At 47.9% G+C, this 2,671-nt stretch carries 1 protein-coding gene; it reads right to left on the reverse strand.

The annotated features are described in order from the left end of the window. Window positions 1–161: 161 nt before the first annotated feature. Window positions 162–2,150 (reverse strand): aldehyde ferredoxin oxidoreductase N-terminal domain-containing protein, encoded by a 1,989-nt coding sequence (locus PHU49_16885; protein ID MDD5245685.1) that lies wholly within the window; start codon window positions 2,148–2,150, stop codon window positions 162–164. Between the last annotated feature and the right edge of the window lie 521 nt (window positions 2,151–2,671).

The following is a 2,671-nucleotide window of genomic DNA, read 5'->3' on the forward strand; positions in this document are numbered from 1 at the left end:
CATATACGTCTCTTATAGGGTCACGGATCATCCGGATACGCGACCTCGCCGGGTTATTGCTGCTGTATTTCGGGTTCGCGTGAAAGGCGGAGCAGATTACCTCACATGCCCGGCAGCCATTGCACTTATCAAGATCGACTTTGATCGTTTTGATTTTCTTCTTAATCTTGGCCATTTTTTATTATCCCTCTCTGTTCTAAGTCTTCGGCAACGTAGCCCAGATCCAATTCCTGCAAGGTCTCTTTTTTGGGGATACCCTCATTATCCCACCCCTTGAATTTGTAATACGCATCCAAAAGCTGGGCTTCAAGCTCGGGAAATCTTTTCTTCCAGTGGTCCTCCGGCGGCACCTCATCAGCTCTTCGCAATCCTCTTCTTGTGTTAACGGCCCTGAGCAGATTCCGGTTCCTCCTGTATATCTTTTTGAGACCCTCTTCATCTATATCAATCCCCGTTGCTGCCGAGATTATCTTCGGGTAATTGTGTATATGATAGGGAGGCTTCAGGGGAAATGACGACAAACCGGCACAGACCCCGAGGGCGTCGTCAAAGTAGTGTATCATCTCCTGCCAATCGACAATGTCAACAGACATATCAACGGTCGGGTAATACGGGTTTGCGCGTTCTCCGCGAAATTCCCAGTCCAGAACAATCTGCTTGAACTTTTCATCAGGAACCTGGATCCAATCCCTTATAAACTCTTCCCTCTCTTCCATGGTCGCAAAAGGTGTCTGAGGAAATTGTCCCTCGATCTGGGTTATGTTTATCTTCTCGCCGGTTGCATACATAAGGAAATATACCGGATTCAGCATCCCGAGCTTGAGAGGGAGCTGCTCATGTTTCTTGATGTTGTTGTGAGCGTATACCTCTGCGCCCTTGCCGATCTTTTGGGCTGCCCAATAGGTGCCGTCGGCTAAAATATCTCCTATCCCTTCCCGGCGGACGACCCTGTCAAGCAACCAGTAAAATTTCCCCTCGTTATCGGACGGGCATGCCTCATAAGCGGATGTCCCTTCAAAGTCCTTGTCGGTCAGAATACCGGCCTCTTTAAGCTCAAATGCGAAGGCCAGGACCTGCGGGGTTGAGAACCCGTCCACTCCGTACTCCGTAGCTTTTTGAGCGATCTTAAAGCCAAAATCCAGATCGTCTACAAAGGCCGCCATTGTATAGGTCAGCTTCGAGAAGCATTTCATCATATAGGTCGAAAGTCCCGGGACGGAAATGATCGCCCCGCACTTCATCGGACAGTTATAGCAGCTTATTAACCGCTTCCGCACATTTAATTGGACACTTTTCCATCTCTCTTCAATTTCCTTGTTCCAGAAGTCTTTTCTCCGAACGCGGGCATTTCCCCACACGAAATTTTCGGTGTGCCACTTCTCGTCAACGTGAAGCATCTCTTGCGGCGACCCAAGCCCCTGTAAAATGGTCATTACATTCGGAACAGGATTATCGTTCCGGTATTTTATATATTTCAGCACCTCGTTGCAGAGCTCTAAAAATTCAGCCGGACGGGCAAGATTGACGTCCTTTGTCCCACGAACAGCTATTGCCTTTACCTTTTTGTCCCCCATAACAGCGCCCAGTCCGAGTCGGCTGGCACTGGAGCGGCCCTGTTCGATGGAAGCCGTAAATACCCTGTTTTCACCGGCCAGGCCGATAGCAGCAACCTGTGCGTTCGGCTCGTTCAATTCCTTCTTAATGAGCTCTTGCGTTTCAACGGCGCCTTTCCCCTTGAGATGGCTGGCATCACGTATCTCCACCTTGTCATTGTGTATCCATATATAGACCAGATTGGGGGACTTGCCGCGAAGGATCACCTTGTCATAACCTGCATACTTCAGCTCCGGCGCCCAGAACCCACCCATTATTGAATATCCCATTAACAACGTCTGAGGAGAATAGGCGGTAATAATAGTACGATTCGCACCGGGAGCAGGTGTGCCGCATAAAAGGCCGGCGCCGAAAATCAGTGGAACGTCAGGAGAAAAGGGGTCAGTATCGGGGGGAACCCTTTCCCATAATATCTTGGTGTTCGTACCGAGCCCTCCAAGATAAAGCTCGGTGTCTTTTGGGTCAGTCTCTACCCTCTCAATGTTTCCCTTGGTTAGATCAATTTCTAAATTAAATCCAGTCTCTGCGTATCTCATTCTTAACTCCTATATAGCTGAAGTTGATCTCTTGCTTTTATTGTGAATAAATTATCAAATTGAAAATTTCCTGTCAAGAAAAAAAGGGGTAGAAAATGAAATAATTCACAAGCCGTGCAATTGCCTGTTCCCGCCTGTTTTAGCGCCCATTGCGGTACTACAAAGTTGGTTTCTCAACTAAAGTACCCTGACCCGGCATGAACTCAAGAGCGGCATCTTGTTCGTCCGGAGGAACGGGAAGCACTATAAGGAGCGAGAGAAACCGTCTACAGCCGGCAGGCTGACACACTGCCTTTTGCGGAAAATGCACCTGTGAATTAGTTTGACATTTCTAATTTTATTGAAGATATTTAAGATATATCAAAAAAGAGGGGTTGTACCATGGAAATCAGTCTGGAAGAAAAAGACATGCTCGTAAGGATCGTAAACAATGAATACACCGGAGGCGGTTACAAACGTGCTACCTGGATTGATAAGGTCTGCCGCAACAAAGAGGATAGGGAGATGCTTGACACGCTCTG

The sequence above is a fragment of the Syntrophorhabdaceae bacterium genome (genome assembly GCA_028713955.1).
Lineage (GTDB): Bacteria > Desulfobacterota > Syntrophorhabdia > Syntrophorhabdales > Syntrophorhabdaceae > UBA5609.

What these genes read in the sequence shown, in the direction of transcription:
- PHU49_16885 (MDD5245685.1), bottom strand. Translation starts at nt 2,150, where the DNA reads ATGAGATACGCAGAGACTGGATTTAATTTAGAAATTGATCTAACCAAG.